Origin of the sequence: Bifidobacterium sp. UTBIF-68, assembly GCF_006408855.1 — a bacterium.
Taxonomy (GTDB): domain Bacteria; phylum Actinomycetota; class Actinomycetes; order Actinomycetales; family Bifidobacteriaceae; genus Bifidobacterium; species Bifidobacterium reuteri.
The window spans coordinates 43,463-60,797 of the sequence record NZ_JFAN01000004.1; the positions used below are offsets into that span (position 1 = coordinate 43,463).

The 17,335-nt window shown below is 61.7% G+C and carries 14 protein-coding genes and 2 tRNA genes; 3 read left to right on the top strand and 13 right to left on the bottom strand.

What is annotated here, in order from left to right; genetic code table 11:
* Positions 1-95: 95 nt before the first annotated feature.
* Complete coding sequence (locus tag BW14_RS01385; protein ID WP_140464136.1) at positions 96-1,220, bottom strand: GuaB3 family IMP dehydrogenase-related protein; 1,125 nt, start codon at positions 1,218-1,220, stop codon at positions 96-98.
* A gap of 128 nt (positions 1,221-1,348) precedes the next feature.
* On the opposite strand from BW14_RS01385, the gene BW14_RS01390 reads away from it, so the two are divergent.
* Both BW14_RS01390 and BW14_RS01395 read left to right on the top strand, forming a co-directional pair.
* Complete coding sequence (locus BW14_RS01390) at positions 1,349-2,566, top strand: NADP-dependent isocitrate dehydrogenase (protein WP_044090211.1); 1,218 nt, start codon at positions 1,349-1,351, stop codon at positions 2,564-2,566.
* Positions 2,567-2,708: 142 nt separating this feature from the next.
* Positions 2,709-4,397 carry a hypothetical protein gene (locus tag BW14_RS01395; RefSeq protein WP_044090210.1) on the top strand — a complete coding sequence of 563 codons (1,689 nt, stop codon included), beginning with the start codon at positions 2,709-2,711 and terminating at the stop codon, positions 4,395-4,397.
* Between the two features lie 42 nt (positions 4,398-4,439).
* Here the strand turns inward: BW14_RS01395 and BW14_RS01400 are convergent, their stop codons facing one another.
* The 8 genes from BW14_RS01400 to holA all read right to left on the bottom strand — a co-directional run bounded on the left by BW14_RS01400 (position 4,440) and on the right by holA (position 10,004).
* Entirely contained in the window at positions 4,440-5,327 is an 888-nt protein-coding gene (locus BW14_RS01400; RefSeq protein WP_223847865.1) for a M23 family metallopeptidase, read from the bottom strand.
* Positions 5,328-5,441: 114 nt separating this feature from the next.
* Positions 5,442-5,517, bottom strand: a tRNA-Asn gene (locus BW14_RS01405).
* Positions 5,518-5,566: 49 nt separating this feature from the next.
* Positions 5,567-5,639 (bottom strand) — tRNA-Asn (locus tag BW14_RS01410).
* 128 nt (positions 5,640-5,767) lie between these two features.
* Positions 5,768-6,811 carry a tRNA (adenosine(37)-N6)-threonylcarbamoyltransferase complex transferase subunit TsaD gene (gene tsaD, locus BW14_RS01415; RefSeq protein ID WP_044088900.1) on the bottom strand — a complete coding sequence of 348 codons (1,044 nt, stop codon included), beginning with the start codon at positions 6,809-6,811 and terminating at the stop codon, positions 5,768-5,770.
* A 2-nt stretch (positions 6,812-6,813) separates the two neighbouring features.
* On the bottom strand, positions 6,814-7,419 hold the full coding sequence (gene rimI, locus BW14_RS01420; protein WP_140489143.1) for a ribosomal protein S18-alanine N-acetyltransferase: 606 nt from the start codon (positions 7,417-7,419) through the stop codon (positions 6,814-6,816).
* On the bottom strand, positions 7,419-8,228 hold the full coding sequence (gene tsaB / locus BW14_RS01425) for a tRNA (adenosine(37)-N6)-threonylcarbamoyltransferase complex dimerization subunit type 1 TsaB (RefSeq protein WP_044088899.1): 810 nt from the start codon (positions 8,226-8,228) through the stop codon (positions 7,419-7,421). Before tsaB ends, rimI begins: the two co-directional genes overlap by 1 nt.
* Positions 8,229-8,356: 128 nt before the next feature.
* On the bottom strand, positions 8,357-8,941 hold the full coding sequence (gene tsaE / locus BW14_RS01430) for a tRNA (adenosine(37)-N6)-threonylcarbamoyltransferase complex ATPase subunit type 1 TsaE (RefSeq protein WP_044088898.1): 585 nt from the start codon (positions 8,939-8,941) through the stop codon (positions 8,357-8,359).
* An 85-nt stretch (positions 8,942-9,026) separates the two neighbouring features.
* Positions 9,027-10,004 carry a DNA polymerase III subunit delta gene (gene holA / locus BW14_RS01435; RefSeq protein WP_044088930.1) on the bottom strand — a complete coding sequence of 326 codons (978 nt, stop codon included), beginning with the start codon at positions 10,002-10,004 and terminating at the stop codon, positions 9,027-9,029.
* A gap of 91 nt (positions 10,005-10,095) precedes the next feature.
* Here holA and BW14_RS01440 point away from each other — a divergent pair, with 91 nt between their 5' ends.
* Positions 10,096-10,629: a peroxiredoxin gene (locus BW14_RS01440; RefSeq protein WP_044088896.1), complete on the top strand. Its 534-nt coding sequence runs from the start codon at positions 10,096-10,098 to the stop codon at positions 10,627-10,629.
* 33 nt (positions 10,630-10,662) lie between these two features.
* On the opposite strand, the gene BW14_RS01445 is transcribed toward BW14_RS01440, so the two are convergent.
* From BW14_RS01445 to BW14_RS01460, 4 genes are all read right to left on the bottom strand, one after another.
* The gene (locus BW14_RS01445; protein WP_044088929.1) at positions 10,663-12,363 is read right to left on the bottom strand and encodes a ComEC/Rec2 family competence protein; all 1,701 of its coding nucleotides are present in this window, start codon (positions 12,361-12,363) and stop codon (positions 10,663-10,665) included.
* A gap of 89 nt (positions 12,364-12,452) precedes the next feature.
* On the bottom strand, positions 12,453-13,244 hold the full coding sequence (locus BW14_RS12170) for a helix-hairpin-helix domain-containing protein (protein WP_241451154.1): 792 nt from the start codon (positions 13,242-13,244) through the stop codon (positions 12,453-12,455).
* 182 nt (positions 13,245-13,426) lie between these two features.
* The gene (gene leuS, locus BW14_RS01455; RefSeq protein ID WP_044088894.1) at positions 13,427-16,390 is read right to left on the bottom strand and encodes a leucine--tRNA ligase; all 2,964 of its coding nucleotides are present in this window, start codon (positions 16,388-16,390) and stop codon (positions 13,427-13,429) included.
* Positions 16,391-16,432: 42 nt separating this feature from the next.
* Positions 16,433-17,269 carry a transporter substrate-binding domain-containing protein gene (locus BW14_RS01460; protein ID WP_161788295.1) on the bottom strand — a complete coding sequence of 279 codons (837 nt, stop codon included), beginning with the start codon at positions 17,267-17,269 and terminating at the stop codon, positions 16,433-16,435.
* Positions 17,270-17,335 lie beyond the last annotated feature (66 nt).

The following is a 17,335-nucleotide window of genomic DNA, read 5'->3' on the forward strand; positions in this document are numbered from 1 at the left end:
GACAAACCAACATGGTTTGTCGATTTTCAAGGGCGAAAACCGGCGATTGCGCCGACGGTCCTGTACTCTGCGCGACGCCTCGGCGAAACCGATTATCAGCGAGCGGAATACGGCGTGACCATCATGCCGCAGCGCTGGAAATTCTTGACGTCCACGTAGCCGGTGGATGCCATGGCTCGCTTCAAAGCGCCGATGAAATTGGTCTTGCCGTCCGCCTGATGGCTCGGACCGAACAGAATCTGTTCCAGTGGCGCCACTGTACCCACCGTGGTGCGGTATCCACGGGGCAACGTCTGATGACGGGCTTCCGCACCCCAGTGCGTGCCCTTGCCCGGCGCTTCGGTCGCACGCGCCAGAGGCACCCCAAGCATCACCGCATCGGCGCCCAAGGCCAGGGCTTTCACGAAGCTGCCGGAATCCCCCATGCCGCCATCGGCAATCACCTGCACGTAACGGCCGCCCGACTCATCCATGTAATCGCGGCGGGCCTCAGCCACATCGGCGATGGCCGTGGCCATAGGCGCCTGGACGCCCAAGGTCTGGCGGGTGGCGGAGACCGCACCGCCGCCGAAGCCGACCAGCACGCCCGCGGCACCGGTACGCATCAGATGCAGAGCGGCGGTGTAATTGGAAGCACCGCCGACAATCACCGGCACATCGAGATCGTAGATGAACTTCTTCAGGTTCAACGGCTCATGCGACGAGGAAACGTGCTCGGCAGACACCACTGTTCCGCGAATCACGAACAGGTCGACGCCCGCATCCACCACTGTGGAGTAGAACTGCTGCGTGCGCTGCGGGGACAACGCGCCCGCCACCGTGACGCCGGCCGCGCGGATCTCACGAAGACGCTGAGTGATGAGCTCGGGCTTGACCGGCTCAGCATAGATCTGCTGGATACGTGCCGTGGCCTGGTTGGCCGGAAGCTGTGAAATCTCGTCCAGCAGCGGCTCCGGATCCTCATAGCGGGTCCACAAGCCTTCCAGGTCGAGCACACCAAGGGCACCCATCTTGCCCATCGCGATGGCGGTGGCCGGGCTGGTGACCGAGTCCATCGGCGCGCCGATGACCGGGACGTCGAACTCATAGGCATCGATCTGCCAGGAGGTGGATACATCCTCAGGGTCGCGCGTACGCCGTGAGGGGACGATGGCCACGTCGTCAAGCGCGTAGCCTAGATGGCCTTTTTTGCCCAAACCGATTTCAATTTCCTGAGACATGGTCTCCACACTATTGCCGGGGACGGACGCCCCCGCTAAGGTGTCCATATTCTCGAATCCCGAACCGACTCGTTACAAACATGCGATAAGACTGAACCATTCCGCGAAAGCATCTATCAGGAGGAAGCATGGCCAAAATCAAGGTCGAAGGCACCGTCGTTGAACTTGACGGCGACGAAATGACCCGCGTGATCTGGAAGGACATCAAGGACAGGCTCATTCTGCCGTACCTCGATGTGAACCTCGAGTACTACGATCTGGGCATCCAACACCGCGACGAGACCGACGATCAGGTCACCATCGACGCCGCCCACGCCATCCAGAAGCACCATGTCGGCGTCAAGTGCGCCACCATCACCCCCGATGAGGCCCGAGTCAAGGAATTCGGCCTCAAGAAGATGTGGAAGTCGCCCAACGGCACCATCCGCAACATCCTCGGAGGCACCATCTTCCGCGAACCGATCGTGATGAGCAACGTGCCGCGTCTGGTGCCCGGCTGGACCAAGCCGATCGTCGTGGCCCGTCACGCCTTCGGCGACCAGTACAAGGCCACCGACTTCAAGGTGCCGGGCGCTGGCCAGCTGACCGTCACCTTCACTCCGGACGACGGATCCGAGCCGATTCAGCACGTGGTCTATAACTACGGGCCCGACGGCGGCGTGGCCCAGGTGCAGTACAACGTCAACGATTCGATCCGCGGTTTCGCACGTGCCTGCTTCAACTACGGCCTGATGCGTCATTACCCGGTGTATCTGTCCACCAAGAACACGATTCTCAAGGCGTACGACGGACAGTTCAAGGACATCTTCGCAGAAGTGTTCGAGACCGAGTACAAGGATAAGTATGCCGAGGCCGGCCTGACCTACGAACACCGTCTCATCGACGATATGGTGGCCAGTTCCCTGAAATGGCATGGCGGCTACATCTGGGCCTGCAAGAACTATGACGGCGATGTGCAGTCCGATTCCGTGGCCCAAGGCTTCGGATCGCTGGGTCTCATGACGTCCGTACTCATGACCCCGGACGGGCAGACCGTCGAGGCCGAGGCCGCACATGGCACCGTCACCCGCCATTACCGTCGCTGGCTCAAGGGCGAGAAGACCTCCACCAATCCGATCGCCTCGATTTTCGCCTGGACGGGCGGCCTCAAGCACCGCGCCGATTTGGACGGCACCCCCGAAGTCCGTCACTTCGCCGAAACGCTGGAGAAGGTCATCGTCGACACCGTCGAAGGCGGCCAGATGACCAAGGACCTCGCCATGCTCATCGGCCCGGACGAGCCGTGGCTCGACACCGAGGGCTTCATGAACGCGCTTGATGAGAATCTTCAGAAAGCCCTCGCCTGACCATCCCGGTCTCCCATACCCTGAAATATCCCGGATACGCACGGTTCTTTCGCACGTATCCGGGATATTTCATATCCCGTCCACTACAATCGGACCAGAGTGTTCATGAATCGCAGACTCTGCTGGGGAGGATTGTTCGTTTATGGGGTTCGTACGTCGCTCCGTCACTATCGCCACCGCCATCACAGCGGCATGCGCAATGGTATTGTCCCTGACTGCATGCAGCGCCAGCCACGATGACGACGCCGACGGTGGCACGAAGACCACCATCACCTCCGATTCCATGGGAGCAGCCGCGCTGTTCACACCGTCAGACGGCATCACATTGAATCAGCAGACCCCCTTGAACAAATGGGCCAAGCTCACGCCGGAATTGACTGACGCGCTCGTCCAGTACGGGTTCAAGAAAGAGAACATCTCGCATGCCACTTCCGATACGCTGGATAAGCAAAGCAGGGCGATTCAGGATTATGTGGTCAACCGGCTCTCCGGGAAAACAGTGACCGATGATTCTGGCATCGCCATCCCAGCGGAGAACACGACGGTACTGGTCGCCCCGGTGGTGGCCGCCGATGATTCGACCCGCCAGTACGGCGATTATGTCAGCCAGGAGCTGAGCACCGAATCCGATGCCGATGAAGGAGCTACGGATTCCGACGACGCCACATCCGATCAGCCGGAGGATGGGTCCTCGAATGGACAGTCCTCCTCGTCCACCAACTCGAACGACGAGAGCAACGACAACACAGCCGATTCCGATGACAGCACCGAAAACGACGACGACACACAGGCCCAGGCAGTGCAGCGTCTGGTCTCATCACTGAAACTCGCCCAGGAATCGGGCATGCATGTGGTGCTTCTGGCCAATAGCATTGAAGGATACAAGCCGGACGCATTCGTATCGTTCTCCGATGCGCGGACCATCGGACATCTGCAGGCTCAGAACGTGGCCGCCAAACTCGAATTGGACAAGGCGAGCAAGGACAATCCCAAACGCATCGAGGTTTTGCTGCCGTATACCACATCGGATGACGGCGATACGGGCGCCGGCATCGACTCGCAGTTCGCCAAGGAGGCATTCCAAGGCATCTGGCAGGTGCTCGGCGCGTATTACCAGAAAGGCACAGTGATCAGCCCTTCAGGAGCATTGACAAAAAACACCACCGAGGATGATTGGCTCAACGTAGCCTACGACATCGGCAAGGACCGCGCCACTGCCAAGGTTCTGTCGATGCGACTGGAGCATTCCGGCAGCACTTCCACGACCACCCGCATCGACGGCATCATCGCGATGAACGATTACGTAGCTTCCGAAGTGGTGGCGAAACTGGATGATCTGGGGTACACCGGCTCTGCGGCCGACATCAATCCGCAAATCACGATTTCCGGTATCATCGGCAACATCACAGGCAAAAAGGATCTGGCACGCGAAAGCGTCCCCGACCCCGTCAAAGCCCCCGAAAACGACGATTCCGCAAACGATACCGGTTCGGATGCGGCCAATGAGACCGACAAAGGAAAAGACTCACAGTGGCCTTTGGTCACCGGCTATGGCTCGTATATCTCCAGCATCCCCAATGTCGTCAAAGGCAAGCAATGGATGACCGGCATCGAAAACCGGCAGCTCCTCGCCGCCGACATCGCCGAAGTATGCGGGAGACTGAACACCGGCAAACCGCTCAGCGACATGTCATCCGTGCGCGATAGCACAGTGGGAGGCATCAAGAAGGTGCCGACGCTGAACGAACCGCCATTGGCCGTCAGCGCCAGCAATCTCAAGGCCACGCTCATCGATCCCGGCTATATCAGCCTGGCCGATGCAGGGTTGTGACATGGATCTCGCTGGGATGTGGGGACCAGGCCCGCGTACAGATCATTCCTTCAGTACGATCATGTATTCGCCGACGTATCGCTCCGGATCCAGATAATCGTGCGCCCCGCGCTTCAATCCCCAATGCAGGCATTGGCGGATTGAGCAATGGTCGGATTCGCCGTCCACCACGCCGATGGAGGCCCCTCCATTCACGTTCATTCCGACCTCAAGCGTGGTCACGGCGGGCTCGAAGGTCGAGGTCACTCCCCCACGGTGGCGTAGACTCACCACATCCTTGCCGCCGACCTTCCCCGCGAAACTGATGGTTCCAGCAGCAGGCGCCGAAATCGAGTCCCCCTGCCGCGCCTTGACATCGATTCCCCTATGTCCGGGTGCCCACGGAGTAAGTGGCCTGTCGAACGGAGCCTCGACCACCGGATTGCTGACGGGCCAACCGTATCGTGCCGAGCACCGCGACGTGGATCGTTCTTCCAGCATCGTCAGATCGGTGAAATCCACAGGCAGAAGCGTCTCTTGGACGTCGGGCGACATGTCTTTCGTCTGTGTGGCAGTACCATTCGAGGCCGTCTGCTGAATCGAGGAATAGGGCGAAGCGCCCCATGACGCTTCAACGGTCAGTCCCATCAGCAGCGCCAGAGCCAGTCCCAATGCCGTTGCGGCGGCCACTGCGGCATCCATCCACGTCCGTCGCTCCTCCGCCCGTCTACGCTCGTGTTCACGCAGTCTGGCGGCGCGTCGGGCGGCATGCCGACGCCAATCGAACCAATACCCATTCATATCCTTTGACACCTCATTCCAGATCGGCGGCATGGATGCATGCCGAATCATGCCGGCATCATTGCCGGTGTCTTCCACCTTGATGGAATCAAGCGTGCGGTGTCCAGCTCGATCGGGGTATGTGGTTCCAGCTTGCCAGGTTATCCACATAGCACAAAAGACTTTATATAAGTCGCCAACGGCGCCCATCAACGTTCGCAGGTCTATAGAGAAACGGTGCCTCAAAAAACGAAGCCCCTTGGCATTCCACCAAGGGGCTTCACATGGCTCCTGCGGCTGGGCTTGAACCAGCGACCGTCCGATTAACAGTCGGATGCTCTGCCAACTGAGCTACGCAGGAATATTCAATTATCAACCAGACAGGCCAGCAACGACCCGACCGGAAGAAGCTCCTGCGGCTGGGCTTGAACCAGCGACCGTCCGATTAACAGTCGGATGCTCTGCCAACTGAGCTACGCAGGAATGCTGTCATGCTTGAGATTTCTCTCGCGCACAAGTCACATATCTTACATGCCGTCCGCAAAAAAGCAAATTACATGCGTGTAGGCATGTCGCGCCTTATTCCGCCGATTTCAGGCATCCGCACGAAATCACATTGACACTTGAGTCAACGGCATGGCGGAATCGATCGGAAAGTCAGGTGCGCTGGGAGCCACACCGGCTTCGACTAGGTTCACGCCGAGCATGGCGACCATGGCACCATTGTCGGTGCAGAGCTTGATCTGCGGGATACGTACATCGACACCATGACGCTCGCCGAATTCGAGCAGCTTGGCGCGCAGCTGCGAGTTGGCGGAGAATCCTCCGCCGACGATCAGCGTATCGGAGCCATACTGCTCACAGCCGCGCATGGCCTTACGGGCCAGCACGGTGGCCACCGAGTCGGCCAGTGAGGCGCAGACGTCATCCACTGGAATCTCCCGGCCTGCGGCCTGCTCCCCTTCCACCCAACGGGCCACGGCGGTCTTGACACCGGAGAAGCTGAAATCATATGGATGCGCAGCTCCTGCCTTGCCCTGGGTGAGGCCCTGCGGCACACGGATCGCATGAGGGTCGCCATGCTGGGCATGACGGTCGATGTGCGGGCCGCCCGGATAGGGGAAGCCGAGCAGGCGCGCCACCTTATCGAAGCACTCCCCCGCCGCATCATCGAGCGTCGTGCCGACCACGTCAATCTTGCGCGGCATATCCTCCACATGCAGCAGCGAGGTATGCCCTCCGGAGACGATGAGAGCCAGCGTATCCGGAGGGAAAGCACCAAACTGCAACTGCGTCACCGCGATGTGGCCTATGACATGGTTGATACCATAGATCGGCTTGTTCGCAGCCCATGCCAGCGCCTTGGCACCGGAGACGCCCACGGCCAGACAGCCGGCCAGCCCCGGACCGGCGGAGACCGCAATGGCATCGACATCAGCCAGGGTCATATCCGCGTCGGCCAACGCCTTGGAGACGCATGGCACGAACGCCTCGGCGTGCGCACGTGAGGCGATCTCCGGAATCACACCTCCATACCGCGCATGTTCCTCCATCGATGAGGCCACCACATTGGACAGCAGCTCGCGGCCACGCACGATGGCGGCCGCGGTTTCGTCACAGGTGGATTCGATACCCAATACAATCGGCTCGCTCATGGTTACAGCTCCTGTCCACTTGTCTTCTGCCGTTCATAGGCATTCTCATCGACGTGCCCTCCGGACTCCGCACCAATAGCCTCGGCGACGTTGGCGCCGCCGGCTCCGGAAGGCTGGAATCCCACGACGCGCGGCTGCAGGTCCAAGGCCATCACATAGGCGTCGATGCCCTCGGGCTGGTAATAGCGTTTGCGCAGTCCGATGCGTTCGAATCCGAAGCCCCGGTACAAGGCGAGGGCAGGCGCATTAATCACACTGACTTCCAGCAGCATCCTTCGCGCGCCGGCTGCACGGGCATGGTCTATCAGCGCCGTCATCAGAGCCCGGGCTATGCCGTGCCGCTGGTAGGCTTTGCCGACGCCGACATCCATGATTTCCGCGTCCTCACCGTCATACCAGTATCCCGCGAATCCGCGAACCGAGGGCGTATCGGCATCCGATTGCGGCATCGGTTCCGCGACATCGAACACGTAGGTGCGGCTCGGCAGTTCCAGTTCCTGCCTCACCGAGGCCTCGCTCCATGCGTGGTTGCCGAAGAGCTCCACTTCCAGCGACCGCATGGCGGCAACGGCCTGTTCATGGCCGAGTTCCTGTTGAGTGATCAGCATCAGGCGTTACGCTCCGCACCTTCATGGCCGAGCACATGCTTCAGCGGCGCCGGGATCTCAGCGTCAGGACGGCGGAGATACAACGGTTCGACCGGCTCATCCAGATGCAGGCCGGAGTTCAGCAGCGCTTCCGCCGCGAATATGCTCAGCCCCTGCGCACCCTGGTCGAGCACTGATTCATCGTCGATATCACCCAGATGCCTGATATCGGCCAGCACGGAAGCATACCTGCGAGCGCCGTGGCCGATCACGTCCACGATCACATCGCCGTCAACGTCGGCGGCGTACGCTTCGACGGCTTGGTTCACACGGTCCACGATGGAGGCCGGATAATCGATGTCCATCGCAATCAGAGGCTTGGCAGGCGCGGAAGCATCCGGCCCTTGATCCGCAGCCGGACTTGCGCACAGTTCGAAATACAGTTGTCTGCGGCGTGCATCGTTGACCGCCAACGTCAGCACATGCCGACTGCGCGGATCGCCCAGAGTGCCTTTCTTCCCGCGGCGTATTGCGTTCCATTGCGCCTGCGGCTCAAGCGCATTCTGGCCGAGCAGCTTGGCGCCGGTGGCGAAAGCGAGCGCCTTGGCCGCCACGATTCCCGCGCGCAATCCGGTGAATGGGGCGGGTCCTACGCCTGCCACGATGGTATTGATGTCCTGTGGGGCGAACCCGGCCTGTTCCACCGCACATGCGATGTTGACTTGCAACTTCTCCACATGGGTGCGAGAATCCGTTTCGACGATGGGCTCATGCCCCACGACGCCGACCGTCGAACCGAATGAGGTGTCAATCACCAGTGTGCAACCCATGTATCCTCCTAGCCGTATGCTCACGCGCACATGGCATTATCCGTACCGAACCTTAAGAGAGTGTACATCGAAGAGAGCGCCTGCGGGCGCGTGCGTGCAGACGCTGCCCATCGTGGCTCGTTGGTCTCTTATATGGTGAAGCCTTGCCAGCGGGCGCCCACTGGTACGAAGGTCACCGTGCGGATGCCGTTGCTGGTGAGCACAGGCTGGCTGTCTTGTAGACCGTCCTGGTCGCCGTGCTCACTGATGGCCGTCGGATCCAATGGTCTGCCGATGTGGATTTCCAATCGTTCGTCGGCCAATGCGGTGGCCATCTGTTCGCCCCATTCCATCAGCACCACGGTGTTCTCGCCGGGGTCTTCGAGTTCTTCGTCGAGGCCGAGCGATTCGAGTTCGTCAAGGAGCCGGCCGATGGCGTCCTGCCCGGGTGCGTATGCGGCACCTCCGAGTCGGTATGCGTCCACATGGACCAGATGGGCGGCGGTTCCGTCGGCGAATCGTCCGTCCAGTTCGCGGGCGATGGTGAAGGTGGGTGAGACGATGGGCTCCTCGATGCCCAATCCCGCGCCGAAGCCTTGGGCGAACGTGGTTTTGCCGGCGCCGAGCGGCCCGGAGAGCAGCAGCACGTCACCTCCTCTGACTTGGCCGGCCACCTGTGCGCCGAGCTGCCGCATGGCTTGTGCGGTGGATGCGTGTGTCGTGATCGTGTTCATGTCCGGTGTCATCCTCTGTACTGTCTGTGTGTCCGCTGGTATTGGTGTCGAGCGCCTCGCGCGCCTCGGGAGGGTTTATGCCGGTCTATGCCGGTCGTCCTTTGTGGCTGATGTCCTCGATGCAGCGTTCCAACGCGTAGAGCGGGTCTCCTCCGTTGGTTTTGCTCTGCTCGTCGGCCCACGCCAGCATGCGGATGCAATGGGACATTCCCGCAGAGGTCCAACCGCCAAGCTGTCTTGCGGCGTTGCGCAACACCCAGGGGTTCGTTTTGGCCTCCGCTTGCGAGATGGTGCCGGATTTCACCGCGGAAGCCTTGGCCAATGTCCGCAGTTTCATGGCCAAGGCGCCGATCAGCGCTATCGGGTCGGTCCCCTGCTCCACAGCGGCACGCATCATGACGATGGCCTGCGACGTGTGCCCTTCAAGCGCCTTGTCGGCGACAGCGAAGCCGGTGACCTGTGGATTGGTGGTCAAATACTGGTTGACACGCTGCAACGCGATGGGATCGTCGTCGAAATCGAAACACAGCTGCTCACACATCGCGGCGAGTTCGCCGGTCTTGCCGCCGAGTACGGCGACCAGCTGTTGCGCTGCTGCCGGTTCCACTCGCCGTTTGCGCTTCTCGAATTCCTTGTAGACGAAGTTCAGCTGCGCGTCCGGCTTCTTCAGGTCCGGTACATCCTCCGTACGCGCCCCCGCCTTCACCAGTTGGTCGAGGAGGCGTTTGCCTTTGGCGCCGCCTTCATGCTGGCATATCACCACGCTGGAACCCTGCGGGTCCCTGACTGCCTGTTTGGTGTAGGCGAGGAGGGATTCGGCGAGTTTCTCGTCCGCGTTCTGCAGGTTGTCGATCCTGACCACCGCCACATCGGAGAGCAGCGAGGGGCTTACGGCCTCATCGAATGCATACCGGTCGGCTCCGGTGGCGTCCAGTTCGATGAATTCCGCGTCCGGGCGCGCCCTGAGCGCCGCCGTGCAGAGTTCCTTGACGCGCATGGAGTTCAGATATGAGTCTCCGCCCGGCACCACCGTCACCGGTGCATTCGCTGTTGATCTGGCCATGCCTTCCATCACCCCACATCCTTTGGACAAAGCCCGACATAATCGGTGTCAGCCCCGCCATTGCCCGGTTCCGCGCACTACGATGGACGGTATGAGCGATATCGAACCCCAGGATATGAACAACGCCACTGACGCGGCGACGATGCCCGCACGGCTTGAGCCCGGCCAGCCTGCGCCTGATTTCACGCTGACCGCCGTCGAACCGGACGGCAGCCAGACCAGCGTCACGCTGTCCGCGCTTACCACGGCCGGCCGCAACGTGATCCTGTACTTCTATCCCGCCGCAATGACCCCCGGCTGCACCACCGAGGCATGCGACTTCCGTGACAACATGGCCCGCCTCGAGTCGCTCGGCTACACGGTGCTCGGCGTATCCAAGGATCCCGTGGCCAAACTGCAGCGGTTCCGCGAGCGCGACCACCTGTCGTTCCCGCTGTTGTCCGACCCGGACCTCATCGTGCACAAACGATATGCCGCATACGGCGAAAAGAAGCTGTACGGCAAGACGCACGTGGGCGTATTGCGTTCCACGTTCGCCATCGCCGCCGATGGGCGCATCGAACTGGCACGTTACAATGTGCGGGCCAAGGGGCATGTGGAATCGCTGCTGAAACGACTCGGATGACGTCTTCCGCATGGGATTGCGGCCAATGGTGAGTCACGTGCTCCCGTCTGATGCGGTCACATGGAGCATGCGCCGCGTCTCCTGCCACCAGATGGCGAACCGTACCCGGCGCGATGAGCCGAACCGTTGTCCGGAAGGCCGAATGTCCTGCATGGTGCGTCGACGTGCGAATCGGCTCACGGCCATGACGATCACCATGCAGGCGGCTTCAATGAGCAGGACCAGTAAGGCGCCGGCTATCCCATCCGGCCAGGGCATCACGGACCATGTGCTGCCACCCAGCCACATCGCCACCCGTTCCATCACCAATGTGCCCGCCGAGGCGACCCAGGCGAGCGTGCCTGCCAACCATGGCAGGCACCACGCGCAGGCGAGCGCCATGAGCCCGGTGATCGTCGAGAAGCCCACAACAGGTGAGACCAATATGTTCGCCGGTATGGAAAGCAACGGCAGCTCAGGTTCCATCAGTATCTGAATCGGCAGTGTGAACAACTGTGCCGCCATGGTCATCGCCACCATCTGCGCGATGGCTTCCGGCAGTATGCGTCCCGCCGTCTTGCCGATTGGTCCAGCGAACAATACCATGCCGAGTACCGCCGCCGAGGACAACGCGAATCCATAGCTCTGCGACATTTCCGGTTCGAGGATGAGTGTACCGGTCACCGTCCAGCACAGGGCGCTCAATGCTTGGGACCGGCGTCCCAGCGCATAGGCTCCGGCTCCGAGCAGGCCCATGATCAGCGCACGGGTCACCGAATCACTGGGATAGACCAATAGGGCCAGGACCAGATACGCACCGGCGATCGCTCCGGCGCTGAGCTGCTGGCATATCAGCCATCGTCTGCAGAGGCGTCGGACCGCTTCCGCCAACATGATGAAATGGCCTCCGGAGACAGCCATCAGATGCATGATGCCGGATCGGCGGAACCGTTCTTCAAGCGTGGCCGCATAGGTGTCGTCGAGGGGTGAGCCGACGTGCCCCGGAGGCGACACGCTCACGTAATCCTGTCCCAGCACGCCCATGGTCAGTCCCGGCACGAGTACGCGTCCCTGATCGGACAGCTGCTCGGTGATCAGGAAGAACGACTGCTGCATATGCTCTATGGCGGTCCGGTACGGTGGCCCATTGGCCATCTGCACGACGGGATCGCCGCCCTGCAGCAGGAGCCATAATGGCATATGTCCGTATTCGGCTTCCTGCAGGGTGCCGGACAAGCGATACGTCGCCCCTCTGTGGAATCGGGAGCAATACGATTCCGCGGCATACACACGGACATCCGCCGACGAATGCCGGAATCCGTCATCCGCTCCCTGCATGGCAGGCGCGATGCCGTTGAGCCGCACATCGATCCGGCAATCGTAATCGCGCAGATCGGAAGCTATGACGGGAGCGGACACCGTGGCATGAACCTGTGTCAGACCGCCCTGGTTTCTGGCCCATATCGCCGCGGGGTCGCGCCATTCGGCTGTGTCGGCGGCAATAGCGGTAATGCCGCCTACACAGGCCATGGCGAGGCATACAGCGATCGTGCCCGCCCAACGAGCCTTGGTGTGGAACGCCGCACAGAGCACGGCCAATGTCAGTACCATCATTATGGCGAAAACGGTTATCGGCAATATGGTCATGTCAAATGACCCGGTAGGGATGTCGATGCGCTGTTGTCCGGGCCATCGGTCGAATCCGATATGCGAGGCAAGGCTGGAAGCCCACAGCGCCAGCGCCACCGGGAGCATGCGCCAGTCCCGACTGCCCTGTTCGCGCAGCATCCAATCCGCTCCGGCGATGGCGGGCGGCGCATCATGCACGATATGCGTTGCGGTGTTCATCGCACCGTCACCTGCCCCCGCATCTTCTCCAGGGTTTTGGAGCCGATGCCGTCGACGTCGAGAAGCTGATCGACTGATGAGAACCGTCCGATGGATTCGCGATGGGCGAGGATACGCTCCGCCATGGTCGGTCCGATGCCGTTGATGGTCTGCAATTGCTCGGATGTGGCCGTGTTGAGATCGATGCGGTGGTCATCGGCCTGCGGCAAGGGATCGGCTTCACCATCGTCGCCGGCGGCGGAACCGGTGTCGATACCAGGGTTGGAGGGGGCATCGTCACCGGGATCGGTATCACCCGTTCGGGTGTCGCCGTCCGCATCCGCTTCGCCGCCATCCAGCTGCGCTGTGCCGATGTCTGAGGAGGTGCCGATGCCTGATGACAATGCCGTCAGATTCATCGACTGCTGCACCAGCAACGCCAGGCTGGCGCCCAATGCCGCGATCAGGATCAGGATCACCGCCAGCGCATGGTTGACCGTGAACACCACGCGTGGCTTGTCCCGGCTCCGTCTTGCACCTTCTGCGGCCGAATCCGAGAGTCGTACTCCGATCAGTTCGCCGAGCGGTTTCCGGTCTCGCGCCATGGTGCCGGCCGCTGCCACATCATCGAAGCCGGATGAATGACTTGAATCATCGGATGACGACCTGTCGGCCGCAACCCGATCCGGCAATGGATGGATACCCTCATAACCAGGTGGTGGAGGAATCTCGCCGACGCGACCGGCATCGCGCACGGTTTGCGTGGCATGCCCGGATCCGGATTCGATGCGATCGAATCCGCCGTGCAAGCCCTGCAGCCGACATGATGACGATGACGCCGTTGATCTTGCTGGCGATGTTGACGCTGTTGACGCGATACGGAAAATGCCCATGCATCCACGGTGATGGACGCATGGGCATGATGTCCAGCTGAATCGGGGTATGTGGTTCCAGCTTCTGGAGTTATCCACATTGCCGGTGTCGGCCGTCCTTATTCGGCGGGCACGATGGAGACGATCTTCGGCGCCTTGACGATGACCTTGCGCGGCTGCTTGCCGCCAAGACGGTCCACCACAGCCTCCAGCGCCTGCTTCTCGAGGTCGGCCGGATCGATGTCGACCGGAACTTCGAGCTTGGCGCGCACCTTGCCCTTGATCTGCACCACGGCGGTCACGGTGTCATGACCCACGTAGCGCTCGTCGGCCACCGGCCACGGCTCGGCGGAGAGGGATTCGGGGTGTCCGAGCTTGTTCCACATCTCCTCGCAGATATGCGGCGCGATCGGTGCCAGCATGAGGATCAGCGGCTCCACGGCGGCACGGGGCACGGACTTCAGGGAAGTCAGATGGTTGTTGAGCACGATGAGCTTGGCGATGGCGGTGTTCGGACGCATGCCCTCCATCTCCACGGTCACTTCGGCGATGGTGTTGTTGAGCAGCTTGAGCGTCTTCTCGTCCGGAGTGTCTTCGGACACGTGCACCTCGCCGGTGGTCTCATCGACCACGTTGCGCCACAGGCGTTGCAGGAAGCGCATGCCGCCCACCACGTTGCGCGTGTTCCACGGGCGGGACTCGTCCAGCGGGCCCATGCTCATCTCGTACAGGCGGAAGGTGTCGGCGCCGTAGTTCTCATACATGAAGTCCGGGGTCACGATGTTCTTGAGTGACTTGCCCATCTTGCCGAACTCACGGTTGGCGTGTTCGCCGTTCCAGGTGAACGTCGGCTCGCCGGAGGCGTCGGCCGGACCTTCCACGACCTCGTCGGCCGGCACGTACTGGCCACGGTCGTCGGTGTAGGCGTAGGCCTGGATCATGCCCTGGTTGAACAGCTTGTGGAACGGTTCGGCGGAGTCCACGTAGCCCAGGTCGAAGAGGATCTTGTGCCAGAAGCGGGAGTACAGCAGGTGCAGCACCGCATGCTCCACGCCGCCGATGTAGAGGTCCACGCCACCCTCGTCGCCGGAGTACTTGTTGTGGTTCGGGCCCATCCAGTAGTCGAACTCGTCCTTTTCGACCATGTGCTTGGTGTCGGCCGGATCGATGTAACGCATGTAGTACCAGCAGGAGCCGGCCCAGTTCGGCATGGTGTTGGTGTCACGGTAATAGGTCTTGACGCCATCGCCCAGATCGAGCTCGACCTTGACCCAGTCCTCGTTGCGGCTCAGCGGCGCCTCGGGGTTGGACTCGGCGTCCATCGGGTCGAAGGTGCGCGGCTCGTAGTCGGGCACGTCGGGAAGGTTGATGGGCAGCGCGGAGTCCGGCAGCAGGTGCGGGGTGCCGTCCTCGCCATAGACGATAGGGAAGGGCTCTCCCCAGTAGCGCTGGCGGGAGAACAGCCAGTCGCGCAGACGGTAGCTCACCGTGCCCTTGCCCACGCCGGCGGATTCGAGCCATTCGTTGACCTTGGCGATGGCGTCATCGACGCGAAGCCCGTTCAGGGACAGCGCGTCGCCCTTGGCCGCCGTAACGTCCACCGAGGAGTTGATCACGATGCCGTCATGCGAGACGAACGGCGCCTTGCCTTCGTAATCGGCCAGATCGTCGCCGGAATCCGGCAGCGGCTGAACGGTGTAGATCACCGGCAGGCCGAACTTGACGGCGAAATCGTAGTCACGCTGGTCGCCACCGGGCACGGCCATGATGGCACCGGTGCCGTAGTCCATCAGCACGTAGTCTGCGGTGAACAGCGGAAGCTTCGCGCCGGTGATCGGGTTTGTGGCGTACAGGCCGGTGAACAGACCGGTCTTCTCGCCGCCCTCGTCCACACGGTCCTTGGCGGTCTTGGATTCGGCGGCGAGACGGTATGCCTTGACTCCTTCCGCAGGGCTGGCGTAGCCGCCCTTCCATGCTTCGGGTATGCCGGCAGGCCATTCGGCGGGGACGTACTGCAGCAGGTTATGCTCCGGGGAGACCACGGCGAAGGTGGTGCCGAACAGGGTGTCGGGACGGGTGGTGTAGATTTCCATGTCCTTGTCGCCATCGGCGGTGGCAACGCTGAAGTGCACGGAGGCACCATGGGATTCACCGATCCAGTTGCGCTGCATGAGCTTGACCTTCTCGGGCCAGTCGATGCCGTCGAGGTCCTCGATCAGACGATGGCCGTACTTGGTGATGCGCATGGACCACTGGCGCAGTTCACGCTGGAACACCGGGAAGTTGCCGCGCTCGGACTTGCCCTCGGCGGTGACCTCCTCGTTGGCGAGCACGGTTCCCAGACCGGGGCACCAGTTGACCGGTGACTTGGAGATGTATGCCAGTCGGAAGTCGTTCAGTATATCCTGCTGCTCCGCATCGGTCAGGTCGGCCCATGCCTTGCCGTCATGCTCATGGCCGGGGATGGCCTTCTCGCCGGACTCGAACTTGGCCACAAGCTCGCTGATCGGACGCGCGGAGCCCTTGGTCCCGGAAGGGTTGGTGGCCTCGTCGTCATACCAGGATTCGTAGATGCGGGAGAAGATCCACTGCGTCCAGCGTACATAGCCGGGGTCGATGGTGGCGAAGGTGCGGCGGTTGTCGAACGACAGGCCCATGCGGTGCAGCTGACGGGACATGTTGGCGATGTTCGCTTCGGTGGTCACGCGCGGATGCTGGCCGGTCTGCACGGCATATTGTTCGGCAGGCAGACCGAAGGCGTCGTAGCCCATGGCGTGCAGCACGTTCTCGCCCTTCATGCGGTGATAGCGGCTCACGACATCGGAGGCCAGATAGCCCAGCGGATGACCGACATGCAGGCCTTTGCCGGAGGGGTAGGGGAACATATCCATGGCGAAATAGGCGGTGCGGCCGTCGGCGTTGCGCCCCTTGCCGTCCTTCAGGTCGCCATTGACGTTGGCGGCCCAGAACGTGCCGCGTTCATCCCAGATCTTCTGCCATTTGTTCTCGATGTCCTGCGCCAATCGGGCGTTATAACGGAAGCCGGGCTCTTCGGTTTGCGTGCTCTTCTCGTTGTCACTCATAAATCAGCAAGGTAGCCGCGTAACTGGACACGTTCCTTTTCGTTATTCATCATCCGAGACGATGGCGCCGGGAGTGCCGTCACGCGAAATAGCGAGCATGGTCTGGTTCTCCAGCGTGCTGCGGGCGTCGTCCCAGCTGCCGTCCGCAACCATGTCCTTGAGTGACTGCGCTATCGTTCCGGCCAACCGGGCATTGCCTTTGCCGACAGCGATTCCGTATGAGACGGTTCCCGCATCCGTCAGAAGAGCCGAGTACTGCGGACCGTTGGCCTGTCGCAGACCGGCCAGCACCACCTGGTCCGAGGCGATGGCGTCGGCCGATCCCGCTTCGAGCGCAGTGACGCACTGGGCGTAGCTGTCGCGTTCCTGCGCCACGGCATCACTATGGTTTTCGAGGAGCATCGATGCCGTTTCGTCGCCTTTCACCACGCAGATATTGCGTCGCCCGAGCTCGCCCACACTGTCGCCGTCCGCGGAGAGCGTCGTACGGTCGTCTGCGCGTACCAGAAGCCCCACGCCGGTGGTCAGGTATGGTCCGGCGAAATCGACCGCGGCGCGGGACTCGTCGGTGATGGCCCAGGATGCCACCACCAGATCGACCTGTCCGCTGTCAAGCATGGATTGACGGTTTTCGGGACGCACCTGCTTGAATACGATCTGTTTGTTCGCGTATCCGAGACGTGACGCCACATATTTCGCCACAGTCACGTCGAATCCCTCGTATGTGCCATCGTGCCACACGCTGACGCCCGGCTCGTCCGCCGCGACGCCGATGGCGATGGTCGGGCCTTCCGGTGCGCCCGATACGGCCGTCACCTGGATCTGTCCGCATCCGGAAAGCAATGCGACCATGCCCGATGCCACGGCAATCGCCCGGATCGCATGCCGCCGCATACTGCGTCGGATGGAATGAGCCGCCCCGGCCCGATCCGCGCCATGGCCTAG